Source organism: Pelagicoccus sp. SDUM812003 (genome assembly GCF_031127815.1).
GTDB lineage: Bacteria > Verrucomicrobiota > Verrucomicrobiia > Opitutales > Opitutaceae > Pelagicoccus.
The window spans coordinates 292,451-316,401 of sequence record NZ_JARXHY010000006.1; the positions used below are offsets into that span (position 1 = coordinate 292,451).

At 58.8% G+C, this 23,951-nt stretch carries 18 protein-coding genes; 14 read left to right on the top strand and 4 right to left on the bottom strand.

Features of this window, described 5'->3' with window-relative positions:
* The first annotated feature begins 432 nt into the window (after positions 1 to 432).
* The 4 genes from QEH54_RS10880 (at position 433) to QEH54_RS10895 (ending at position 8,738) form a co-directional block, all read left to right on the top strand.
* A complete protein-coding gene (locus QEH54_RS10880; RefSeq protein ID WP_309018701.1) occupies positions 433 to 2,046 on the top strand; it encodes a glycoside hydrolase family 43 protein in 1,614 nt (537 codons plus the stop codon).
* A 1,471-nt stretch (positions 2,047 to 3,517) separates the two neighbouring features.
* Positions 3,518 to 4,372, top strand: coding sequence for an ABC transporter ATP-binding protein (locus tag QEH54_RS10885; RefSeq protein ID WP_345785650.1), 855 nt, complete (start codon positions 3,518 to 3,520; stop codon positions 4,370 to 4,372).
* Entirely contained in the window at positions 4,365 to 5,195 is an 831-nt protein-coding gene (locus QEH54_RS10890; RefSeq protein ID WP_309018703.1) for an ATP-binding cassette domain-containing protein, read from the top strand. Before QEH54_RS10885 ends, QEH54_RS10890 begins: the two co-directional genes overlap by 8 nt.
* A gap of 72 nt (positions 5,196 to 5,267) precedes the next feature.
* Positions 5,268 to 8,738: a hypothetical protein gene (locus tag QEH54_RS10895; protein WP_309018704.1), complete on the top strand. Its 3,471-nt coding sequence runs from the start codon at positions 5,268 to 5,270 to the stop codon at positions 8,736 to 8,738.
* Positions 8,739 to 9,145: 407 nt separating this feature from the next.
* Here QEH54_RS10895 and QEH54_RS10900 read toward each other — a convergent pair whose 3' ends face one another.
* Entirely contained in the window at positions 9,146 to 9,931 is a 786-nt protein-coding gene (locus tag QEH54_RS10900) for a PhzF family phenazine biosynthesis protein (protein ID WP_309018705.1), read from the bottom strand.
* A gap of 106 nt (positions 9,932 to 10,037) precedes the next feature.
* Here QEH54_RS10900 and QEH54_RS10905 point away from each other — a divergent pair, with 106 nt between their 5' ends.
* Genes QEH54_RS10905 through QEH54_RS10915 form a run of 3 tightly spaced genes read left to right on the top strand, consistent with a single transcriptional unit; the run spans position 10,038 to position 13,427 of the window.
* Complete coding sequence (locus QEH54_RS10905) at positions 10,038 to 11,618, top strand: ABC transporter substrate-binding protein (RefSeq protein WP_309018706.1); 1,581 nt, start codon at positions 10,038 to 10,040, stop codon at positions 11,616 to 11,618.
* 28 nt (positions 11,619 to 11,646) lie between these two features.
* Positions 11,647 to 12,663 (top strand): ABC transporter permease, encoded by a 1,017-nt coding sequence (locus tag QEH54_RS10910; protein WP_309018707.1) that lies wholly within the window; start codon positions 11,647 to 11,649, stop codon positions 12,661 to 12,663.
* A gap of 47 nt (positions 12,664 to 12,710) precedes the next feature.
* A complete protein-coding gene (locus QEH54_RS10915; RefSeq protein WP_309018708.1) occupies positions 12,711 to 13,427 on the top strand; it encodes an ABC transporter permease subunit in 717 nt (238 codons plus the stop codon).
* A gap of 126 nt (positions 13,428 to 13,553) precedes the next feature.
* Here the strand turns inward: QEH54_RS10915 and QEH54_RS10920 are convergent, their stop codons facing one another.
* Positions 13,554 to 14,252, bottom strand: a complete 699-nt coding sequence (locus QEH54_RS10920; RefSeq protein WP_309018709.1) for a lipid-binding SYLF domain-containing protein — start codon at positions 14,250 to 14,252, stop codon at positions 13,554 to 13,556.
* 256 nt (positions 14,253 to 14,508) lie between these two features.
* On the opposite strand from QEH54_RS10920, the gene QEH54_RS10925 reads away from it, so the two are divergent.
* From QEH54_RS10925 to QEH54_RS10955, 7 genes are all read left to right on the top strand, one after another.
* Positions 14,509 to 16,239 (top strand): chloride channel protein, encoded by a 1,731-nt coding sequence (locus QEH54_RS10925; protein WP_309018710.1) that lies wholly within the window; start codon positions 14,509 to 14,511, stop codon positions 16,237 to 16,239.
* A gap of 24 nt (positions 16,240 to 16,263) precedes the next feature.
* Positions 16,264 to 17,493, top strand: coding sequence for a class I SAM-dependent rRNA methyltransferase (locus QEH54_RS10930; RefSeq protein ID WP_309018711.1), 1,230 nt, complete (start codon positions 16,264 to 16,266; stop codon positions 17,491 to 17,493).
* A gap of 65 nt (positions 17,494 to 17,558) precedes the next feature.
* Positions 17,559 to 18,071, top strand: a complete 513-nt coding sequence (locus QEH54_RS10935; protein WP_309018712.1) for an RNA polymerase sigma factor — start codon at positions 17,559 to 17,561, stop codon at positions 18,069 to 18,071.
* The gene (locus QEH54_RS10940; protein WP_309018713.1) at positions 18,061 to 18,651 is read left to right on the top strand and encodes a hypothetical protein; all 591 of its coding nucleotides are present in this window, start codon (positions 18,061 to 18,063) and stop codon (positions 18,649 to 18,651) included. Before QEH54_RS10935 ends, QEH54_RS10940 begins: the two co-directional genes overlap by 11 nt.
* Positions 18,652 to 18,707: 56 nt before the next feature.
* The gene (gene efp / locus QEH54_RS10945) at positions 18,708 to 19,268 is read left to right on the top strand and encodes an elongation factor P (protein ID WP_309018714.1); all 561 of its coding nucleotides are present in this window, start codon (positions 18,708 to 18,710) and stop codon (positions 19,266 to 19,268) included.
* A gap of 164 nt (positions 19,269 to 19,432) precedes the next feature.
* Positions 19,433 to 21,073 carry an ATP-binding protein gene (locus tag QEH54_RS10950; RefSeq protein ID WP_309018715.1) on the top strand — a complete coding sequence of 547 codons (1,641 nt, stop codon included), beginning with the start codon at positions 19,433 to 19,435 and terminating at the stop codon, positions 21,071 to 21,073.
* Between the two features lie 69 nt (positions 21,074 to 21,142).
* A complete protein-coding gene (locus tag QEH54_RS10955) occupies positions 21,143 to 22,042 on the top strand; it encodes a sialate O-acetylesterase (RefSeq protein WP_309018716.1) in 900 nt (299 codons plus the stop codon).
* Between the two features lie 70 nt (positions 22,043 to 22,112).
* On the opposite strand, the gene QEH54_RS10960 is transcribed toward QEH54_RS10955, so the two are convergent.
* Complete coding sequence (locus tag QEH54_RS10960) at positions 22,113 to 23,396, bottom strand: glutamate-5-semialdehyde dehydrogenase (protein ID WP_309018717.1); 1,284 nt, start codon at positions 23,394 to 23,396, stop codon at positions 22,113 to 22,115.
* Positions 23,397 to 23,478: 82 nt separating this feature from the next.
* Positions 23,479 to 23,928 (bottom strand): VanZ family protein, encoded by a 450-nt coding sequence (locus QEH54_RS10965; RefSeq protein WP_309018718.1) that lies wholly within the window; start codon positions 23,926 to 23,928, stop codon positions 23,479 to 23,481.
* Positions 23,929 to 23,951: the final 23 nt, after the last annotated feature.

A 23,951-nucleotide genomic window follows, 5' to 3' on the forward strand; every position in this document is an offset into this window, starting at 1 on the left:
GCTTCATGATTTCTGCCGTTTTCACATCGGAGCAGGGGGTTCGTTCTCTGTTTCGATTTCCCTCCTCGTTCGTCACAACGCTGCTCTCGCGTGCAGGCCTTGTAGCGTATTCCCCCCTTTTTAGTGAAATGCCGCAGTTCTTAATGGTTTTTGAAAATCTAGAATCGCGAGCCTGGTTCTTGTTTTATATAAAATATATATAGTGAAAAGACTTCTTAACGATAAGGTCGAGTTTGCTTTTCTCGGTTCCTATCGGTTGCCCCAAGTATAAATGCTGCAGTCTTCGTAAGCGAGCGAAGGCTGCAGTCGCTTGTAACGGCTGTGGACGTGACCTTCTCTGTTCGAGATGAATGTGATTTAAGATATATTATGATAAAGTATAAGCGATTCGCGCTGAGCCTTGGGTTGAGTTCAGTCTTTATTTCGAGTTCGATGGCGACGCCTGAAGCGGTGGCATTTGACTGGTTCGAATACTCGGGGCACGACAAGACGATCAGTCGCGTTGTGGAGCCTGGCCAGTTTCACAATCCCATTCTATCAGGTTTCTACCCGGATCCGAGCATTTGCAGGGCGGGCGACGACTACTATCTGGTGAATTCCACCTTCGCGTATTTTCCAGGACTCCCGATCTTTCACAGCAAGGACCTGGTGAACTGGAAGCAGGTGGGGAACGCCATCGATCGACCGAGCCAGCTGACCTACGATGGGCTTGAGGTGTCTATGGGCATCTTCGCACCTGCCATAACCTATCACGACGGGCTCTTCTACTTGATCTGCACTCATGTGACCCGCGAGGGCAACTTCGTGTTGACTGCGGAGGATCCTGCGGGACCGTGGTCCGACCCGTACGTCTTGAAGTTTCGCGGTATCGATCCATCGCTCTTTTTCGACGACGATGGACGGGCTTGGATCGTGAACAACGACGATCCGGAGGGCGAGCCCTTGTACGAGGGCCATCGAGCTATCCGCATCCAGGAGTTCGATCTTGAAGCCATGCAGGTCAAGGGTCCGCGCAAGGTGCTGGTGAATGGAGGTGTAGACATTTCGACCAAACCGATTTGGATCGAAGGGCCGCACCTTTATAAGAAGGACGGCTGGTATTACCTTTCGGCAGCCGAAGGTGGCACCGGTCCAGGCCATTCGCAGGTGGTTTTCCGCAGCAAAAAAGTGGATGGTCCCTACGAGCCTTGGGACCGGAATCCGATCCTCACCCAGCGCGGTCTGCCGGACAAGGTTTTCGGAGCGGTGACTTGCACTGGCCATTCCGACTTGGTCGAGGGGCCCGACGGCAAATGGTGGGCGACCTTCTTGGGAGTCCGCCCCTACGACGGCTCCGCTTCGCCTATGGGACGTGAGACCTTTCTCATGCCTGTGGAGTGGACCGAGGACGGCTGGCCGACGATCTTGCCCGTAGACGAACGGGTGCCTCTCTATCTCGACGCTCCTGGAGGGGCGGTGGTTGAGACATCGGAATCGCTTCCGCTGTCTGGCTCGTTCACCTGGCGCGACCAATTCGACAGCGGCACGCTTTCGAAGGCTTGGATCATGCTCCGCGCGCCCTCCGAGCAATGGTGGAGCTTCGAGCAGGGCTGGGAGGGCAGCGTGGCCATCGCTCCGAGGAAGGCGACCCTGAGCAGCAAGGAAAACCCCAGCTATCTCGCTCGTCGCGTGCAGCATCACGAATTCTACGCTGAAACCTTGATGGAGGTTCCGAGCGAAGAGGGCGTATCCGCAGGGCTTGCCCTGTTTCAAAACGATCGTTTCCACTACTTCCTCGCGGCGCGGAGGCTCGGGCAGAAAAGCATCCTCAGCCTGGAGCGCGTGAAGGATGGAGAAACGGAGGTCTTGAACGAGGTCGAGGTCGCGAACACGGACAAGATCGCTCTTCGAGTGGAAGGAGACGAGGATCTGTGCTCCTTTGAATACGCGGTGAAGCCGGACGCCTGGCTTACGCTGGCGGCGAATCTGGATGCTCGAATGATAACGACTGCTGTCGCGGGTGGATTCGTCGGGGCTACGGTCGGAATGCATGCGCGGCTCGACTGATCGCCTCCGTTGTCCGACAGGCAGATTGTTTCCAGGGAGAGCGACTGTGTTGTTCGCAGCTTCGCTGGTCTTCTGGCGACTGGACCGTAGCGATTGCCGGGAGGGCTGCGCCTTGTTCGGAAGAACGGGAAGGCTGCTATTCGAACGCTGCTCCTCATCGCGAATGCTACGCCCCTTCGTCTGTTTCGTTTCGACGACACCGGTCCTGATTCGGAGAGTGGCGCAGCTCGCTATAGCATTTTGTCGGAGACTGACTTTGGATAATCCCCTCTGTTTTGAATCAATCAGACTCTCGTCCCTATGCTGCTGTTTTCACGGTCTAGAAGCTGTCTCCAATACTTAGGTTATAGAGAAGTCTTCACTAATGCCGCCTAGACTAACACCGCGCTGCGTACAACCTACAGGCTGTTTGTTTGTATTTTTGTTTACGGGCATGCGCGCGCTAAAAGCCTAGCGACAAAGACATTGAACGCCTTGCGCGAAGGAGCGCCTGCATGCTCTCTGGTATATCAGTTGGCGACCCTCTTTGGTTGGAGGGTCGCCTTCGGTATGTGGCGAGTTGACTTCTTTCTTTTATCGCATTCGAGCGTCGCTATATCGATTGTCAGTCGGTGCATTCGAAAGGCGGTCGCATGCTCGTTGCCTTCTGGAGGAAGGCCGGATTTGGAATCGGCTGCGATTGAGTTTGCAAGCGCTCGGCTTGAAACGGGAAGAGCATGTCCGGAACGAGCGCCCGCTTATTTGATACCTTTGCAATCTAGCGATGGACAGCATGCGTCTCTGAATTTGATTCCCCGCATCGGCGGATCTCGATCCAGTTGATCTCGAAGCCTAAGGCTTCAGCTCTGGCGCCAAGCGGTTCGCTCTAGCTTAGATCGGAAACCAAAGGCATCAGGGACGGTTTTTCGTCCTTCTGAGGAGGCAGCTCTGCTCGGCGTCCCCCATCTCCCGGCAGACCTTCGCGAACTCCCAGCTGCGGGCGATTTGCTTCAGGGCGCTTGCGATTCGCTCCTTGCGCAAGCGCCTCGCTTTTAGCTTTTCGATTGCCGTTCCCTCGGTTCCAGGCCGCCGGAAGAACGGACTTCAGCCCGACGCGGTTCCAGGAAAGCAGCGCCTCGGACGAAATGACGCGATGGGGACTGCGCGAATGCAGGTTCGTACGAAGACGACGGATAGGGAGGTTTTGAGAGCTGTTTTTGGAAAAATAGCGTAAGAGGGTTGAGAAAACGAGCAATGTCTTTGTTGGGGAGTTGTTGGCAGGCCATTTGCTCCGCCGAAAAGCGGTGTGGGAGCGCCTTGGAGCGCTTCTCCGCTGAGGCGCGAACAGTAGGTCGTGGTAAGGCCGCCGCGGCTTTTTTGGTGCATTAGGAGAGCTGATTCGATACGCGCAAAAGAGTAGATTCTGGAATATGAGAAATTCCCTTTTTCAACTTGTTGTAGTGGTAGCCTTTTGCAGGATGGACGCCCGACCATGCTGCTCGAAGTGAGAGACCTCCGAATCGAATTCAGCAGCCGCCATTCAAGCGTGGAGGCTGTTCGGGGGATTTCCTTTTCCTTGGAGAAGGGGCAAACGCTTGCTATCGTTGGCGAAAGCGGCAGCGGCAAGAGCGTGACCGCCATGTCGCTTTCCCGTTTGTTGCCGGCGCCTCCGCGCTGCTCGGTCTCGGGCTCGGCCCTATTGGATGGCGTGAATCTGCTGGCGCTGCCGGAGAAGGCGTTGCGTTCCGTGCGCGGCCGCCGCATCGCCTACGTTTTCCAGGAGCCTTCCACCTCGTTGAATCCGTATTTCACCGTTGGCAGCCAGATTGAGGAGGCCTTGAGGTTTCACCGGAAGGACGTGAGGAACGTTCGGGCGGAGGCGATTCGTCTGCTAGAGACGGTGGGCATTCGAGATGCCACCCGTCGCTGCGACGATTATCCGCACCAGATGAGCGGCGGCATGAAGCAGAGGGTGGTGATCGCCATGGCGCTGGCCTGCAAGCCGGACATTTTGGTGGCGGACGAGCCGACTACCGCCTTGGATGTAACGATCGAAGCTCAGATCATCGATCTTTTGCGTTCGCTTCGAGAGAAGGAAGGCATGTCCATTATATTGATCACCCACAATTTCGGCATCGTCGATGGTTTCGCAGACCAGGTCGCTGTGATGTATCGGGGCAGGATCGTGGAGTCCGGGGAAACAGCCAAGGTGCTGGCGTCTCCGCAGCATGAGTATACGAAAGCTTTGATCCGCTGCATCCCACGTCTCGGGGTGAAGCGGAAGCGTCTTCCAGTGGTCGATCACGCCCTGATCGGCGAGACCGGAAATGGGGTCGGTCATGGATAGGGACGCATCCGCCCATTCGCGTCCGCTGCTGGAGGTTCGGGATCTCAGCGTCAGCTACCCTTTGAGCGACGGCGGCCTGTTTCGAAAAGGAGCCTCGTTTCGAGCGGTCAATTCCGTCTCCTTCGCTCTTACCCGCGGACAGACCCTCGGGTTGGTCGGCGAGAGCGGCAGCGGCAAGAGCACCATTGGGAAAGCGATACTGAAGCTGATCCCCCACGACTCGGGCCAGATCGTCTACGACGGCGTGGCGATCGGAGGCATGAGCGAGAAGGAGTTCAAGCCCTTCCGGCGACGCATTCAGACTATTTTTCAGGATCCCTACGCCTCCCTTAACCCTCGGCTAGCCATCGGGGACATCGTGGCCGAGCCGATGCTGGTGCACGAGAAGGGGCTCGGGCGGGCAGATCGCGATGAGCGGGTGGCGCAGCTGCTTAATAAGGTTGGGCTGCCGGCCGATGCCATGCGGCGCTATCCGCATCAGTTCAGCGGTGGACAGCGGCAACGCATTTGCATCGCCCGGGCATTGAGCTCGCGACCGGAGTTCATCATTTGCGACGAATGCGTGAGCGCCCTGGACGTGAGCGTTCAGGCCCAGATCGTGAACCTGCTGCAGGACTTGCAGGAAGAATTCGGACTGAGCTATCTTTTTATCGCCCATGACCTTGCGATTGTGGAGCACATGAGCCATCAGGTGGTGGTCATGCAGAACGGCGAGATCGTCGAGCAAGGCTCCTCAGAAACCATCTACAGTGACCCTAAAACGGAGTATACGAAAGCGCTGCTAAACGCCGTGCCTGCTATGCCTAGCATAGACGGCGCTTAGCGGCATGATCGTGCTGGTACTCGAAACGCTGCTCCTGACAGAACAGAACCGAATAGCGAAAAGAAAATAACCATGAAAACGGATTGGACCGACCTCAAAACTCGAATAGGATTCGACCCTGTGAAGGGCGAGAACTCGTACGACGAGGAGAAGCTCATCGAGTACTTGAACATCAAACTTCGCTCCCGCGGCTGCCCGATCTTTGGCAAGGAGGAGGACTACCCATTTTTGCAGATGGGCAACTCTTTGCTGAAGAGCGTCGAGGAGAAGAACCGTCTCCTGAAGGAGCACCTCTGCCCCGTGGACCAGCGCATCCAGAACTATCTGGAGAGCTTGTTCGCCGACCTGGATGTCCCCGACCAGATCTGGCTTCCTACCAATAGCTTGGTGCTGGAACGTCACGGCATGGCGCGAGCTCTCTCGCTGCCGCCGGACAAGGATAAGTTCGAGTCGGACATCGTGAGCGCCTTCCGCGTGAAGCAGGGCATCATCAACAATCCGAAGAGCGACCGACGCACCACCAAGGGCGTCTTCCACGTGGCCGAAGGCGGCCTCCCGATCCCGGCGGACAAGAAGCAGGTGCCGCTGATCACCTTCGCCCGTCTGCTGGCCGCCGCTCTGCAGCCACCGCAGGAGCTGCTCGAGCTGCCGTTCACTTCCTCGCAGGAGGAGAAGGCTCGCTTGTTCGCTTCCATCATGCTGCGCCCGCTGGTTCAGCCGGAAGTGCAGGGCGTCACGGAAGAGAAGCGCATGGAAGTGCGTTTCTTCGCTCCGGGCAACCTGACCAGCAATCTCGATTTCGTAGAATCGATCTTCGGCAACGCAGGGGATCCTTTCCTGGCGGAGAACGACGCGGGCCTCGACGTCAAGGGCTGGTCCGGACACACCGGCTGCGTGATTCTCGCCCCTCATCTGATCCGCTTGAAGAAGAAGGACGTGGGACTGCCGCACATCTCCGAGGCTACCGAGCGCCAGAAGCGCGACGGCATGTGCTGGGAGAGCGAAGACGAGCTCTACAACGACGGCGGCGCGTTCAAGATCACCTCCCGCGACAATCGCGGCGTAGTGGTCACAATCATCGCGGACAACTACTACGGCTACTGCAAGAAGGAGGTGAAGACTCAGATCTCCTACGCCTCCAATCTCTACGGAAACGTCGAGGAGGAACACGCGGGCGGGGCCCTGGCTTTCGCGAGCTACGATCTCGGCGAGGAGTTCCACCTGAGCAATTACGTCAAGGAGATCGAGCACTCCTTCGCCGACACCGTAAAGGCCATGGGGGATACCATCGAACTGATGCCCGAAGGCTACGCCGTCGACAAGAAGTATTCGGATATCTACTACATCCCCGAAGACTCTCGCATCACGCTGCACGACCAGACCATCGCGTGGACTGCCAATGGCGAAAGCCGCTCCCTGCAGCTGCAACCGGATACGACCTATGTATTGCCTAATGGATACAAGGTGGAGATGCGTCGTCCGATGTCCGGTCGCCGCTGGCGTCTGCTCGGCACGGCCCCAGACGGGACCTTCTGTCACAAGCCCTGCACGGTTTCCGGCGGTGGCAAGTCCGAGATCTCCAAGTCTCTGATGGACGCCATCGTGTTTGGCCCAGTATTCACCGCGGACTTGCAGAAGGACTTCGACATGGTCGAAGAAATCGTCAACTACAGCTACAGCAAGCGCTTCAAGGACGAGTCCCTCAACCGCGTGAACAGCCGCAAGGTGCTGAGTTCGGCTCGGTCCCTGGGTTCGGTGATCAAGCTGCTTTCCCCTTCGCCGGCCTACACCGACGAGTACAACGCCTGGCTGAGCAAGTTCCCCGGCTACGTCATCGACATTGTTCTGGTGGTCAAGCGCTTCTACAAGGAGGACTGGGGCACCAACTGGCGCGACCGTTTTGGCGTGGACGTGGTGAACGGCAAGCCGGGCAACGAGCTCAAGTACCGCGACCTGAAGTTGATTTCTCAATACCTTCGCGTCGGCTTCGAGGCGGACGGCTCCTGGCGTGTGTTCAGCCTGCGCAAGGACTTCTTCCCCGCTTCCAAGATCCAGTACGAAGACGATATCTCGGCCGCGGTGATGGTCCCCGGCGAACATGCCAAGGGCTTGAACGACAGCGCTCAATCCTACCGCTCCATCAAGTTCATCCAGAACTGCGAGTATCGACTCTTCCAGCGCCCCGACGAAGCCATTCACCGCGGTTACGACAAGACCACGGAGTGGGACTTCTCGCGCAAGGGCCTGTTCTTCTCCAACTATGAGCCGATGACTCGCAAGGAGACCTTGGAGATGGAGAAGGACGCGATCCGCTTCGGAAACTTCACCGAGCCGATGCAGCGCACCATCCGCGAGTTCAATCGCTCGGACAAGCCCGACTACGTGGTGTCGTCCTCCAATCCGCGCATCTTCGAAGGTCAGCCATCCAAGAACCCGCGCTACTTGCAGAATCGTCTAGACCTCGAAGACGAGCGCAGCGTGTACGTGGCCGATGTCGGCGCTCGCCTGCACCGTCGTTTGGATCTGGCTACCAAGCCGCCGTTCCCAGTGAACGCGGTCCTGCCAGGGCGTCGCAACAACCCGCCGAGCGAAGGCATCCGCGCCTTGGCTCCCTTTGGTCCGGTTCACTATCAGGAGCTGCCGGAAATCTTCATGGACTTCATCGCCAGCTTGACCGGCAAGTCTCCCTCCACCACGGGAGCTGGGTCCGAAGGCGCTCTGACCAAGGGTCCGTTCAACGCGTTGCTTCCGATCGTGGATCTGAACGCTGCGATGGTTTCGTATATCGTTTCTGGATACGAGTGTTTCGTTTCCTCGGCAGGTTGCGTTGGCCCGAAATTCCGCTCCGATCACGACATCAGCTTGCTGGTGCCTGAAATCTGGTGCCGCATGCGTCCGAGCGAGCGCAAGGCGAAATACCTCATCGAAAACGGCTATCTCGAGCATTGCGACGATTTCGAGCACAAGGGCGAGAAGGTCGAGGCGCATCGCCTCGGCTACCGCATCACCGCGAAGTTCGTGCAGGACTTCGGCGGGCGCGTCTTCTCCAACCCGAGCTCTGTATTCCCGGAACACATACTGCGTCCGGAGCAGCAGGACCTGGAGATCTTCGTGGATGGCATCAAGAACATCGTGGAGACGCAGCGTCGCGTGGCTCTCAACTACTTCGAAGACGGATCGATCGACATCGCTTGTCCCCCGCTCAAGGCCCTGCTCAACATCATGGCCTACGGAAGCTACGAGGGCAAGGGCATCGACGATCCGGAAGTGCGCGATCTCTTCACCTACGAAGCGGTGATCGAGAGCGACTGGTACAAGGCCCGTCTCGACGCCAAGCAGAAGGTGGACGTGGCCCTTTGGGAGCGTCACGCCAAGTACTTGGACGAGTACCTGAGCAACGATCTCAACCAAGGCATGGGAGACAAGATCGAAGAGGAGCGCTTGCGTCGCCTCATCGCCCGCCGTCTGGAGACCTTCCGTTCCCCCGAGTACCGGGCAAAGCTCAAGGGCTGCATCGGAGTCGATCCGAATCTGTACGCATAGAGCTTCGCGCTCGTCCCGAAACGGAGAAACGAGTTTCAATTCAGGCGCCAGCTTCCTCAGGGAGGCTGGCGCTTTTTATGTAGAGCGATTCCTGATGGAGGTTTTTCGTGGCCGGGTTGGCGCTCCCGATGCTATCGTAAGCGTATCAAAAGAAATGCTACGAAACGCTCAAATTTGCTCAAGGGAAGCTTAACTCTGCTATGTGATCAATGCTCCTTCGCTTGCCGGCCTGTTGCCATATGCGGCAGGCGAAGGGCCTAATGATCCGGATCTTTCGTCTACTCGTACGCGGGTGCCGATTTGAATAGGTTGATAGAAAAAACGAAGCGCCAAGCCACCCGGCTTGGCGCTTTGTTTTTTTTGGAGAAACGCATGCGGCTCCAGCAGCTCGCCAGTCGAATGCTGGCCTAAACGAAGATCGTGGCTTTGCTGTACAAGCCAGCCTGTCCCGAGATGGCGACGCGCTCACCTTTGAGCTCGCATCCGACTTCGCCGCCGCGCCGGCTGATCTGGCGGGCTCGCAGCTTGGTTTTTCCCAAGCGTTTGGACCAGTAGGGCGTGAGCATGCAGTGGGCGGATCCGGTGACCGGATCCTCGTCGATGCCATCGAAAGGCGCGAAGAATCTGGATACGAAATCGTGATCGTCTCCAGGTGCGGTGACGATGCAGGTCGAACCGGCGATGCGAGCCATCTGGCTGAGATCGGGCTCGATGGCTTCGATGATCTTCTGGCTGGAGAACACCGCCATCTTGTAGGGTCCGCCGTAGAATTCGCTCGGGTTGGCCCCGAAGACCGAGGTGAACCAAGAGGGTGTGGCTTCGGAGTGCGGGGGTTGCGTGGGAAAGTCCAAGGTGTAGCGCACGCCTTGCCGCGACACGCCTAGCCGTCCGCTACGGGAGTGGAAGACGATCTGCTCCGCATCGGTTCGACCCATCACCTCGCAAAGCGCGAAGGCGCTGGCGAGGGTGGCATGTCCGCACAGCGGCACTTCGCGAGCCGGCGTGAACCAGCGGATTTGGTAGCTGCCATCCTGGTTTGGAGTGAAGAACACGGTTTCCGCCAGATTGTTTTGGGCCGCGATTGCCTGCATGGTTTCGTCAGGCAGCCATTTTTGCAGAGGACAAACGGCGGCGGGATTGCCGGTGAAAGGCTTGTCGGCGAAAGCGTTTACAGTGTAGAGAGCGAGTTCCATGGTAGGTGATTGTCTTGAACGGTTGCGGGGGCAGCTACAATCGTTAAGAGCGATTCGGCACGCATTGCGATTGCCCACCAAGCAGGATCGGGCAAAGTAGGGCGGCATGAGAGGCGCTTTACACCTGTTGCTCGTTCTCGCTTTGGTTTTGGTCGGCTGCAGTCCGAAACAGTCGACCCAGTCGGAGGCTCCTGACACTTTCGTCTTCGCTCGGGGCAGCGACGCCCACAAGCTGGATCCGGCCGACATCGACGACGGCGAGTCGGTCAACACGGTATCTCAGATCTTCGAAGGACTCGTGCGTTTCAAGAGTGGTACTTTGCAGATCGAGGAATGCTTGGCGGACTCGTATTCCATTTCCGACGACGGACTCGTCTACACGTTTAAGATTCGAGAAGGGGTGAGCTTTCATGACGGGACTCCTTTGGATGCGGCGGCGGCGGCGTACACGTTTCTTCGTCAAATGGACGAGGATCATCCAGGACACTTTCCCGAGGCCGCCTTTTCCTATTGGAACTATTTGTATCAGGATATCGATGACATAGCCGTAGTGGACGATATGACCTTGGAAATCCGTCTTTCGCGGCCGAACGCATCCATGCTCTATTCGCTGGCGATTTTTCCAGCTTATCTCGTCAGCCCGAATTCGGTTCAGACGTATGGCTCTGACATGCAGCGCCAACCAGTCGGTACCGGTCCCTATCGCTTCGCAGCCTGGCGCCCGAACGAAGCGATCGTCTTGGAACGGTATCCAGACTATTGGGACGAACCAGCGGCCTTTGAGCGCATGGTTTTCACGGTGGTTCCGGACAATACCACACGCCTGCTGCAGCTCAAGTCGGGCTCGGCGCACGGGATGGATGGCCTTCAACCTTCTGAGGTGCAAGCCTTGCAGGACGACGAGTCGATCACCGTGTATCAGGAAAGCGGGCTCAACGTAGGCTACCTAGCATTTAACTTGGAGACGGATCGGGTATCGATACCCGAGGTGCGAGAGGCGATTTCTCTCGCCATCGACAAGCAGCGGTTCGCGACCGTGGCATTGGAGGGAGCGGGCAGGGCGGCCCGCTACCCGTTGCCCAAGGGATTTCTGGGGTATCCGGAAAACGAGGACCCGTTCGAGCATGATCCAGCTCGCGCTCGCGAATTGCTGGAGCCCTACGCTAATCTGTTTGAAGGAAATCCGCTGGAGATTCTCGTGATGAATGCGCCACGTCCTTATCTGCCCGATCCGGTGACTGCGGCGACGTTTCTCAAGGGCCAGCTGGAGGCCGTCGGAATACCGACCAAGGTGACGGCTTTGGATTTCAAGACCCAGCTCGATTTGCTGCGCAATGGAGATTTCGAGGTCGGTCTCATCGGCTGGGTGGGGGACAACGGCGATACCGACAATTTTCTCAGCACGTTTTTCGCTAGTTGGGCGGCGGAAAAGGGGTCCGCCACCAACTACAGCTTTTATCGCAACGATGAGATGGATGCTTTGCTGCAGGCTGGTCGCGAAGAAACGGATACGAAGCGCCGAGCGAAGATTTACGAAGATGCCTTGAAGCTGTGGAAACGGGATCTGCCGATCCTGCCGCTCTGTCACGGAGACAACATTGTCGCCTTGGACGCGCGTTTCTCAGGTTTCGAGCTTCAGAAGATAGGCGACCTGCGTCTGACGGACCTGCGGTACGAGGGAGAGTGAGCCGGATAGCTTTTACGGCGTAGCGGACATGGCTTTGTTGAGAAAAGCGCCCTTCTTTTTGGGACTCTACTTGCTCTCGAGCTTTCTGATTTTCGCTGCGATCGAGGCCATCCCCGGCGATCCGATAGCCCTGCGTTTCGGCAAGTCGGTGGATCCGGAAAGAGTGGCGCTGGAGCGGGAGCGGCTTGGTTTGGATCGACCTTACCTCTGGCGATACCTCGCGAGCCAGGGGCGCTTTTTATCGGGCGATTGGGGCAGGAGCCTGAGCACGGGTCGCGAAACCAGCGAAGATGTGGCCTTGTTTTTGCCAGCGACCATCGAACTGAGCGCTTTGGCGATGGCGATTGGAATCGGCGTGGGCATGACGGTCGCTCTCTTCGCAGCCTTGGGTTCTCATCCATGGGTTGGACGTCTGGCCCATCTGCTGGCGTCCATCGGACTGATCGTACCCATTTTTTGGATAGGCATTGCTTTGCTGATGGTGGGAGGGCTTTGGCTGGAATGGTTTCCTATGGGAGGACGGTTCGATATGATGGCCGTGGCGCCCGATGGACCTACGGGGCTGCTTCTTGTCGATGCCCTGCTCAGGGCGGATTTCGCCGCCTTGGCGATCGTGTTGAGGCACTTGGCTCTGCCGGCCATCTGCCTTTCGTTTTTTCCAGCTGCCAGCGTGACTTCGGTGGCTTACGCTCGCTTGAAGGAGCCCGAGTTGCAGGCCTTCATCACGGCTTTGCGCTCCCGTGGTTTCGGGAGCGGGAGAATCTTGGGGCGACATCTCCTGCGCGTCGCCGCCACGCCCGTCGTCACTGTGATCGGCACCACCTTTGGAGCCCTGTTGGGCGGGGCCTTTTTGACGGAGACGGTTTTTTCGTGGCCTGGCATCGGGCGCTACCTGGTCAACGCTATCCTTTCGCGGGATGTTTTTGTCGCTCAGAACCTGCTGACCTTTCTGGTGCTTCTGGTGATCGTGGTGGCGTTCGTTTCCGATTTGCTGGTTTGGCGGCTGGATCCGAAGCGCCATGGCCGGAAAGGGGGCGCGAGTTGAGCCAGCGGTGGCGGCTCTGGGCGCTGGCGTGCGGCGCGGCCTGTTGTTTGGCGGGGCTAGGGCTGACGCCTTACGACCCGTATGCCCAGGCGTTTTTCGAGCTGCGGTTGTCCGGTCCCAGTTGGCAGCATTGGCTGGGGGTGGATCGCTTGGGGCAGGATTATTTCAGCCGCGTCTGGCGCGGTGCCAGCAATTCTCTGATTTTCGCGTTGGCGGGCAGTCTAAGCAGTTTGACGCTTGCGGCCGGTCTGTTGGTTTTGGAGCGCAGGGGCGGTCCATTGCTGGCCAAGGCAGCTCGAGCCTGGGTGGCCTTCGGCATCGCCTTGCCGGCGATATTCATCGGCTTGCTGATCGCCACCTTCATGGAGCGATCGGCCGGAGCGCTGACGCTGGCCATCAGTCTGGCAGGGGTGCCGTTCGCCTTTCGCCAGTTGCGGGTGCTCTGGATGGAGCTGACTGGGGCCGCCTACGTGGAGGCTAGTCGGGCGATCGGGGGCGGGAGCTGGCACCTGTTTCGCTTCACGCTTTGGCCGAACCTGCTGCCGCAGCTGGTGGAGATCTGGAAGCTGGTTTTCGCCTACGCCCTGCTGGAGCTCAGCGCCCTGACTTACCTCGGACTGGCGGGAGATCCGAATTGGGCTGAGCTTGGCACCTTGATGCGGGAGGGGCAGAAACTGTTGCTCAACGATGCCCGTTTCGTGCTTTGGCCGGGACTGCTTCTGTGCGCTTTGCTCGGCATGGTCCGGCTGGTGAGGGTCGAATAGCGAACGCTGGCAGTCGAGGGGCGGAGCGTCCGACGGGGGGGCGAGCGCTGCTTTCGTGAAAAAGCCCATCTGGCGCGGGGCGCGAATGGGCTGGAAGCGGTTTCGGCTGCTATCGCTGGAAGGCGTCTACCTGCCGCCCTCGGTGTAGTAGTTGAGGCGCTGCAGCAGGGCGCGGGCTTCGCGGGGGACTTCGAACCAGTCGCTCATCACGATTTCCGGAAGCTTGTAGTTGGTATTGTAGAAGAACTGGGTGGCCTTGGTGTCTGGAGCGACCCAGCCCGCTTTCACGGAAACGCCGGCGAAAAGCCCCTTTTTGGTAGTGTAGACGAGGATCTTTGCGTTTTTATAGTCCTCGTCGCTACGGGCTTCGGAGGAGCGGGAGATCGGGCCAGCCACAGCGGCGGCGTCCGCGCCCAGATCGAAGCGGCCGGTGTAGGCTCCGCGCAAGGTATCGAGGTCCATGATGACGTAGATCGCGTCGAACTCCTTCAGGCCCAGCTGCAAGCCGATGTTGGCTCCGCCGGTCTTGACGAAGGCGGGCACGCCCCATTCGTCGGTGATGGGATTCTTGGCGATGAGCACCCCATTGCCGGCGTGGCCGCCGATGAGGATGCCGCCACGGTAGTTGAGCGTGAAGATGATGCCCTTGGCATCCTGCAGAATTTCGGCGGGAATTGCGGTGGCCGGATCGGCCATGATTTCCTCGAGCACGTATTCTCCGGTGACGATGCGTTCGACGAGGCGCTCCCGCTTAGGTGCGGCGGAGGCCGAAACGGCGATGATTAGGCCGATGCAAAGGAGTGCGAGCCGGTTGATTTGCTTCATAACTATTTAGTGGATGGTCTCTTTCAGGAGAGGTTCCTTGGCTAGGACGACTAGGATGAAGGCAATTAATTGAGGCATGGGAAACTTTTTGCAACAGAAGATCGACCCAGGGACGGAGCGGTTTGGCTGCCTAATTCCTCCGCTGTTAGGTGTTTATTCGTTGAAACCCAGTTTGGCGTAGCTTCTTTATAGCTGGCCTATGTCGAAAACGTTTCGATCTCATTACCGAGATAACCGTCGATTTGTGGCGAGCCTGATGGAGCGAATCGCTCTGAGCAGGCAGGGTCGTTTCAATCTGCTGGCGGTGGTCATAGGGGTGCTCAGCGGTCTATCGGCGGTGGCGTTCCACCAGTCGATTCATTGGGCGGAGCACAGCTGGATCGGGCGAGCGAGCGAGGTACCCGGTTGGCTGGGGGCGCTTCTGCTGATCGCTTTGCCAACGGCTGGGGGATTGATCGTGGGATTTCTGATCAAGTACTGGTCACCTGAGGCGGCGGGCAGCGGCATTCCCCAGGTCAAGGCGGCGTATTTTCTGAAGTTCGGGCGCATCCGCTTTCGAGCGGCTCTGGGCAAGTTTGTGCTGGGAACGATATCGATTGGATCGGGGGCCAGCTTGGGTCGCGAGGGGCCGACGGTGCATTTGTCCGCGGCTATCGCCTCGTGGGTCGGCCGCTGGTTTGGTCTAGCCCCGCGTCAGGTGATGGCTCTGATCCCGCTGGGTTGCGCGGGCGGCATCGCGGCGGCGTTCAACACCCCGTTGGCGGCCATCGTCTTCGCCATCGAGGAGATCATGGGCGACCTCAAGCACAAGGCCTTCGCGGGGATCGTCATGGTGGCGGTGATCGCGGCGGTGATCGAACGGGCCTTGCTCGGCTCGAGCGCCATGTTCGAGGTGCCCATGCATCCTGAGAACCTGTCATGGATGGCTTTGGTGTGGAGTTTGGCTCTCGGGGTGATCGCGGGCTTCGTTTCCCACGCCTTCGTGGGAGCCCTGCTGCGAGCCCGCGAGCGCGTGAAACTGGTTCGCGGTCGGTTTAGCTGGATGATGCCCGGCGTGGGTGGATTCGCCACCGGCTGCGTGGGAGCTTTGGTATTCGTGCAGTTGGGACACATCGGCGTATTTGGAATTGGATACGCGGACCTTTCCTCCGCCTTGGCGGGTGAGTTGACCATTTGGGTGCTGCTGGCCTTGTTCGTAGGAAAGTTCGCCGCTACCATCTTTTCCTATGCTAGCGGCGGTTCGGGGGGCATTTTCGCCCCCACGCTCTTCATCGGAGCGATGCTAGGCGGCTCGCTCGGCATTTTAGCGAATCTTCTCGGGGAAAGTTCGGGAATGATGCCGGAGGTGCTGGCGCTCGTGGGCATGGGGGCTTTGTTCGCAGGGGTGATCCGCGCTCCGGTCACTTCCATATTGATCATCTTCGAGCTGACGCGCGACTACAACCTGATCCTGCCCATCATGCTGGCGAACCTAAGCGCCTACGCCATCGCCACCAAGCTGCGTCACGTGCCGATCTACGAAGCGCTGCTGTTGCAGGACGGGGTGAATCTGCGCAAGTTTCCCATACTCAGTCCGAGTCATGGTTGGCAGTCCATGCCAGTGAGTTCGATCATGACGAACACAGTGCACACGCTACAGGCTGACATGAAGCTTTCCGATGCGTATCAAGCGATCAAGGACGAAGGGTTCAAGATTTACCCGGTGGTGGACGAAAACAATCGCTACGTGGGGCTGGTGCATCGCAAGGGCGTGCGCATCGTGAGCAAGGAGTCGCCGGACAAGACGGTGCGGGAGATTTTCATATCCGATACCTTTCCGAGGGTTTATCCGGATACGAAGATTAAAGAAGTGGCGAAGCAATTCGTGAATACGGAGTGGATCGCGTTGCCAGTGGTGAGTCGTCTGGACGCGGGACGCGTGGTGGGGGTAGTGACCTTGCACGACATCACTCGTCAGCAATTTCTACAGGAAACGAAAGGCGACTAGTGTCGCTAAAGTTTGGATACGAATATGGCGGATAATAGAAGTCGCAATTTTTCGGGGCGTAGCCCGTATCGAAGCATCGACTACGGAAGTCGGAAGACCCCGTGGGTGGAGATGAAGACCTTCTCCTTTCACCCGACGATCTACAAGACGATGCTGGGAAAGGCGTCGCCGGACGCAGGCGCGGGCGACATCGTGACGGTCTACGACCGCAAGGGGCAGATCTTTGGCTCTGGGCTTTACAATCCAAGCGCTCGAGTGCCCTTGCGGGTGTATCAGCATGGAGAGGATGCCTTCGACGAGGAGAGTTTTCTCCAGCTCTTGTCTCGGGCCATCGCGCTGCGCAAGGATACGCTGAACCTGGAGGCTGGCACCCAGGCGTATCGCGTGGTCCATTCCGATGGCGACGGCTTGAGCGGGCTGGTGGTCGACAGGCTCGGCGATTGCCTGAGCGTCCAGGTTCATAGCTTGGGAATCTATCAGCGTCTGCCGAAATGGATACCGTTTTTGAAGGAGCAGCTGGGAGCGGAATCCGTGGTGGTGGAGGTGGACGAGAAGATCGCGATGCTGGAAGGCATTCGTATCGATCCCTCTTTGAGCGACGAAGCGCGCTTCGCTAAGTTCGAAGAGCATGGCATTCGCTACGAGGCGGATTTTCGCGATGGCCACAAGACCGGTTTCTTCTGCGATCAGCGCGACAATCGCCTGCGTTTCGGCCAGTTGGCGAAAGGCAAGGATGTTCTGGACGTGTGCTGCTACACCGGTGGCTTCGCCCTGAACGCCATGGTCAACGGTGGAGCGGAAAGCGTCACCGCGGTGGATCTCGACGAGAAGGCCATCGCTCAAGCCAAGCGCAACGCCAACCTCAACGGGCAGGCCCGGGTGAATTGGACGCACTGCGACGCGTTTTCCTTCATGCGGCAGATGCAGCGAAACGGGAATCAGTGGGATCTGGTCAACCTCGATCCGCCCAAGCTGATTTTCAGCAAGGAGCAGCAGGCGGAGGGCATGAAGAAGTACGAAGATCTCAATCAGCTGGCTTGCACGCTGGTGAAGCCCGGCGGGGTGATGGCGACCTACTCCTGCTCCGGTCAACTCTCGGCGGAGGACTTCGAAGCCATGGTCATTCGCTCGGCCCATCGGGCGGGCCGGCGCTTGCAGATTCTGGATCGCACCGGAGCCGGGGCGGACCATCCGGTGATGTCGAATTGCCCAGAGAGCCGCTACTTGAAGGCGCTGTGGTCGGTGGTGTGGTAGTTTTTTCAGATTGTTGTAAGAAATCCGTCGGCGGGGTTCACTAGTATGGGTGAGCGACTCTACGTGTGACCTTCAAACGACAGAAAAGGATATTCGACGACTGGCTGGATGAGCATTCGGCGGTGATTTTCAAGGTGGTGCGGGCGTACGCGTTTTCGCCGCACGATCGCGATGATCTGTTTCAGGTGGTCGTCTTGGAGATTTGGCGATCGATTCCGAAATTCGAAGGAAAGTCCAAGGAGACGACCTGGTTGTATCGAATATCTCTTTACGCTGCGTTGGCTTGGTCTCGCAAAGAGAAGCGGGCAAAGGAGCGAATAAGTGAAGCGAACGGCACCGCAGGCGTGTATTTGCAGGCTAACGACAAGCCGAACCGGCGGGTGGATTGGCTCTACGAGCGGATCGCTAAACTCGAGGCGGTGGATCGCTCGCTGACGTTGTTGATGCTCGATGGCTACAGCTATCGGGAAATCTCAGATATAGTGGGTTTGACGGAGAGCAGCGTGGGAGCGCGACTCTCACGTATTCGGAAAAAGCTTACGGAACAACTGGAAAAGGAGGATGGAAATGGACTTTAGCCGATTTCAGATGATTTGGGATGAGCAGGAGAAGGATTCGCTCTTCGCGATCGATCGAGCTGCCCTGAGCGAGCTGGTAGGGAAGGCGGGGCGAAAGGCTCGCCTGGATCTGCGCGCGTTCGAGTACGTGACGATGCTGAGCATTCTCGGGATCGCGATCGCGGTGGCGTCGGAGCCGTTTTTCGAAAAGCACGAGTATTTTCAGTATTACGAGGCGGCCCTTTTTCTAGCGGCGGCGGTGGCGATGTTTGTCCGCCATCGGCAGCGGGCTCGGGAGGAGGCGAGGTTCGACACGTCGCTATGCGGCGAGGTGGACCTGACGATCTGGCGCTTGGAGTCGCTAGCGATGCGCTTGCGGGAGTATTGCTGGATCGCTCTGACGCCTATGATTCTCACGGGGTTGGTTCGCATCGTTTTCCAGTTGGCCTCGAAGCCGCTTTGGCTGCAGCTGGCTTGGGCCGCCCTGATGGTGCTGACGCCCATAGGGATGCACAAGATTGCCCGAGAAAAGGTGCAACCTCAGTTGCGGAGCATGAAGGCGCTGCGCGAGACCTTGCGAGGCGGCGAGGCGTCGCAGTAGCGGTTTCCGGAAGAGACTCGACAAAAACGAGGCGATGCGCAGTCGTTTTTCCTCTTATGGCTACCAAGGTTAACAAAATCTCCCGCGGAAACGTCATCGAATACGAGAAGCAGCCCTGTCTGGTGATCGAGTGCAAGATTGTCGCTCCGCCAAACATGTCGGCGCTTTGCCAGATGACATTGAAGAACCTCAAGACCGGCAAGGTCATCCACAATCGTACCAACGTGGGCGATTCCTACGAGGTTCTGCACAAGGAGATCAAGGATCTCGAGTACTCCTATCCCAATGGCGACATGTACGCCTTCATGGATCTGGAGACCTACGAGACCATCGAGTTGCCGGACGAGGTGGTGGGCGACGCCAAGGACTTTTTGATCGAGGGCAAGAGCTACCAGGTTTTCTTCGTGGATGGCAGCGCCTTGGGCGTGGAGCTTCCTGCCTCCATCGAAATGAAGGTGATCGAGGCCCCGGAAGTGGTGCGCGGCGACACCTCCGGCAACGTGCAGAAGACGGTGGTTTTGGAAACCGGCATCGAAGTGAAGACGCCTCCCTTCATCAAGGAAGGCGAGATCATCAAGATCCGCCCGGAAGACCGCAGCTACCAAGGCCGAGCCTAGGCTCGACACGGCACGAGTTTTCTCAAGGCGCGCCCGTTTGGCTCGGGGGCGCCTTTTTCGTTTTCGAGTTTGGGAAACGACGTCGTTTGAAGGCAAGTTTCCCGAAGTGGCTTGAGAGCTAGGGATCCTTCTATAAAGGGGTAGGGCGTAGGGGGAGAGACGAAATGGAACCGCACCAAAGAAAGAGAGCTCACTGGCTGGCCTGGCTGGTGTTCGTCCTGGCGACGGCGGGCACGGCGAGCGGCGTGCTTCTGTTTCGTTCGTCCGCCTTGGAGGTCGATTTGCACCGGGCTCTCGAGCAGCAGCAGGAAGCGGCGCAACTGGAGGCGGCGGCGCTGCGCTTCAGGCTGGAGGCGGAGGTCCTCTCGACCATCTACCTGATCACCAGCCTCTCGACCTATCTGGGAGTGAATCCCGAACCGACGATAGAGGAGTACCATCGAGTGGCCAGCTCCATCCTGCAGGCCAAGCCCAGTTTGGTGAACATCGCCGCGGCGCCTGACATGGTGGTGCGCTACATTTATCCCGTGCAGGGAAACGAAGCTGCGCTCGGCTTGGACTACCGCAGAAATCCGGAGCAGAGGGCTGCGGCCATGCAGGTGAAGGAGCTGGGCACGCCTGTGGTCGCCGGGCCGCTGGAGCTGGTGCAGGGCGGGATCGCGATCATCGGGCGCATCCCGGTGTATGTGGACGAATCCGGAGACTCGCGATTCTGGGGCATCGTGTCGGCTCCGGTTTATCTGGAGGAGCTCCTGGCCGCGGCCGGCGCGTTCAGCCCAGGGCTTGATTTGCAGATCAGCCTGAGGGGCAAGGATGGCAAGGGCTCCGAGGGCGAAACCTTTTTCGGGGAAGCGTCGCTCTTCGAGAAAAAGGCGATCCGTCTGCCGGTGCGCTTGACCACTGGATCATGGGAGCTGGGCGCCATTCCTAAAGACGGTTGGATCACGACCGCCCCCAATGCGTACACCATCAACGTCATCTGCTGGATGGTCGGCGGACTGGTCATCTCGCTGCTGGCTCTTCTGCTGGTGTATGTGCTGGCCTTGCAGCGTCGCCACGAAGTCGAAGCCAGCGTGAGCCGAGCCAAATCGCGTTTCCTTTCCACCATGAGTCACGAGATTCGCACCCCGCTCAATGGCATCAACGGGGTGGCCCAATTGCTTGAGATGACGGATCTGGACGAAGAGCAGCGGGATTTGACGGAGACCTTGATCGATTCCACGAAATCGCTGAGCGACCTGCTGACGGACATCCTCAGTCTCAACCGGCTCGAGAGCGAACGCTACCCGGTGAGCACGGAGGTCTTCGAGTTCGATGTGCTGATCGCCCCGGTTCTTCAGCTGATCGAGGCTCAAGCCAAGGCCAAGGGGATCGCCTTTCATGCTCCCGAGATCCCGAAGGAGCTCAAGGTGATGGAGTTCGACCCCATCATTCTGCGTCAAGTGCTCTGGAACTTGCTGAGCAACGCGGTCAAGTTCACCCCCAAGGGGGAAGTGCGTTTGAAGATCCAGTCCATCACGTTCTACCCCGGGGCCAAGCCGGGCATAGGTATCGAGGTCGCGGATACGGGGATCGGAGTCGCCAAGGAGCGCCAACAGGCGATCTTCGACGACTTCGTGCAGGAGGACGACAGCACCACGCGAAAGTTCGGCGGAGCGGGCTTGGGGCTGGCCATCGTGAAGCGGCTGGTGAACGCGGTGGGAGGAAGCATCGATCTGACCAGCGCCAAAGGCGAAGGCAGCCGTTTCCAGGTGCGCATGCCATTGGGAAGCGAGAAATTGGATCGGATCAGGAATCCCGAGTAGGGCGCTCGGGTCGACGCCTCGCTACTTCGAGATTGCTCGATTCGAGACGGTGAATCAGAGTCGTCGCCTATGTTACGTCATCTTATCCCCGCAACGTTGTGTTTCGCTTCGATCGTCTCCGCGAACGCTCGAGAGTATCAGGTCTACCTCATGGCCGGTCAGTCGAATATGGAAGGCTACGGCTACGTGAATGAACTGGAGCCCGGCTATGCCGATTTTCCGGGCGAGGTTCGTATCTTCCATGGCAATACAGCCGATGACGACGAGCCCAGAGATGGTCGCGGCATCTGGGCGCCTTTGAAGCCGGGCCACGGCACCGGATTCAAATCCGACGGAAGCGCCAATGAGCTGTCGAATCGTTTCGGTCCGGAGCTGGGTTTCGCGAAAACGTTGAGCGCCCACGATCCTGATTCGCCGATCGCCATCGTGAAGTATGCGAAGGGCGGCAGCTCGCTGGATGCCTTGAGCGAGGAGCCTTGGGGCAACTGGTTTTTTGGATACGATCGGAGCGAGGGGGTGAACCAGTGGGACCACTGCCTTGCCACGATCCGAAACGCCTTTGCCGCTCGCGACATCGATGGAGATGGCGAGGACGATCAGCTGGTCCCGGCGGGCATAGTTTGGATGCAGGGCGAAAGCGATGGCCACCAGATCGGCGCGGCCTATCGCTACGCGGAAAACTTGGAGCAGCTGGTGGGACTCTTTCGGGCCGCGTTGCGCGATGACGATCTTCCCGTGGTGATCGGACGCATCAGCGATTCCGGCCAGGATCCGGAGGATGGTCTGGTTTGGAATTTCGGAAACGTCGTCCGGCACCAGCAGGCCGCCTTTTGCGAGAGCGATGCCAACGCCGCTTTTGTCACGAGCACCGACGGCTACGCGTATTCAGATAAATGGCACTACGACAGCGACGGCTTCGTGGATCTCGGCGAGCAGTTTGGCAAAGCCATGCTGGAGCTGCAGAAATAAAAAAAGCCGTCGCTGCGGCGCGACGGCTTGGAGAGTGTCGTTTGCCGCGTTGGCGGCTGTTCCAGTCGGCCTAGGCCTTGATCTGGCCCTCTCCGACGACCTTGTACTTGTAGCTGCAGAGCTCGCGCAAGCCCATGGGACCGCGGGCGTGGAGCCGATCGGTGGAGATGCCGATTTCCGCCCCGAGCCCGAACTCGAAGCCGTCGGTGAAGCGGGTGCTGACGTTCCAGTACACGGTGGAGGAGTCCACCCCGTTGAGGAACTGGGTGGCGGCCTCCGGATTGCCCGTGATGATGCAATCGCTGTGCGAGCTGCCGTAGTGGTTGATGAAGCCCATGGCCTCCTCCACGGAATCGACGATCTTGATGGAAATGATCAGGTCGAGGTACTCGGTGCCCCAGTCCTCTTCCGTGGCGTCGACGCAGGGGATGTCCTCGGAAACGAGGATGGCCTTGGCGTCGGCGTCGGCCCGCAGTTCCACGCCTTTTTCCTTCAGGGCTTTGGCGATGACCGGCAGGGCGCTGGCGGCGATGGAGCGATCGACCAGCAGGTTTTCGCCCGCGTTGCACACCGATGGGTAGTGCGTCTTGGAGTTCACCACGATCTTGGTAGCCATATCGATGTCGGCCGCCTGATCCACGAATAGGGTGCAGATGCCGTCGTAGTGCTTGATGACGGGAATGGTGGAGTTTTCCGAAACGAAGCGGATCAGGCCCTCGCCGCCGCGCGGGATGATGCACTGGATCTGATCCTGCAGCTTGAGCAAGGTGTTCAGAGCGGCGCGGTCGGTGGTCGGGATGAACTGAACCGCTTTCGTGGGAAGGCCGGTTTCGTCGAGAGCTCGGGAAACGAGGGCCGCCAGGGCGGTATTGGTGTGAAAGGCTTCCTTGCCCCCGCGCAGGATGCTGGCGTTTCCTGACTTCAGGCAGAGGATGGCGCAGTCCACGGTGACGTTGGGGCGCGATTCGTAGATGATGCCGATGACTCCGATGGGCACGCGCACCTTTTCGATGGTGAAGCCCTGCGGGTGCTTGTAGATGTCGAGAGATTCTCCCACCGGGTCGGGCAGGGCGGCCACCTGCCGCGCCCCTTCGATCATGCCGGCGATGCGGGAGTCGTTCAGCTGCAGCCGATTGAGCATGGCGCCGCTGATGCCGGAGTTTTCCGCTGCGGCCAGGTCTTTCGCGTTCTCCGTGCGCAGCGACTCGACGTTTTCCTCGATGAGTTCCGCCAGCCGCAGGATCGCCTTGTTTTTCTTCTCGGTGGAGACGTTCGCCAAGGCGAGGGAAGCCTCGCGGGCGTCGACGGCGATGGTTTTGACTACGGATTCGATCTCTTGGAGGTCAGTGCTCATAGAGATCGTTGAAAGAAGAAACCGGGCCAAAGGTCAATGGCTCAATGGTTCGGAGCTCTGGGGGAGGGGTCGCGCAGCGGGGTCAAAGCTGCCTTTTGAAGCATCTGATTGGGCTCCAGTCGACCAGTCTCTGGAAGGCTGCGCTACGGATGTAGGCGAAGGCTCCGAGGAGCGCTCCAACGCTGTCTGCGAGCCAATCGAGAGGATCGCCGGTGCGGGCTGGATTGAAGTGCTGGGCGATTTCGTCGCTGAGGCCGAAGGCGCTGACCAGGGCGAAGGCGACCAGCCAGCGGGGCATGCCGCGGAGCTGGGTCGGCAGGGCCTTTGCGGTCAGAATGCCCAGCAAGAAGTAGACGCTGAAATGGTCGAGCTTGTCGCGAAGGGAAAAGGCGATTTCGGGCGCCCTCGATCCGGGCTTCCACGAATAGAGGGCGAGGCAGAGGCAGGCTGCGAGCACCGGCAGCCATGGCCGCAGGGCGCGGGCGAGGTGGCGGAGGCGTGGCGATGGAAGGCTCGGATTGGCTCGTGACATGGCGTTCGAGCTTATCAATCGGC